The sequence below is a fragment of the Bradyrhizobium sp. Leo114 genome, assembly GCF_055229415.2.
On the sequence record NZ_JBUYEN020000230.1, the window covers coordinates 1 to 383 of the forward strand.

The 383-nt window shown below is 67.4% G+C and carries 1 pseudogene; it reads right to left on the bottom strand.

Going from position 1 to position 383, the window contains the following annotated elements:
• Nucleotides 1-383: pseudogene (locus tag ACZIRK_RS45525) on the bottom strand (transposase); the annotation flags it as partial.

A 383-nucleotide genomic window follows, 5' to 3' on the forward strand; every position in this document is an offset into this window, starting at 1 on the left:
ATCGCCGCTTCGGCGGACGCCCGGTTCGGCGCCCAGTAGACCTCGCGCAGATCCTTCTTCATGGTGGCCTGCACCGAGAGCGGGACCTTGTCCAGGACGTTCACGGTCTTGTGCACCCAGCATCGCTGGTGCCGTGTGCCGGGACAGACCTCGTCGAGCGCCTTTCAGAAGCCGAGCGCGCCGTCGCCGACGGCAATTTCCGGGGCGATCTGCAACCCGCGCCGCTTGACGTCGATCAGGAGCTCACGCCAGCTCCGCGCGCTCTCCCGCACGCCGACCTGGAAGCCGATCAGTTCCTTCTTGCCTTCCGGCGTCGCGCCGATCAGCACCAGCATGCACTCGCCGTGGTCTTCCATGCGGGCCTGCAGGAAGACGCCATCGGC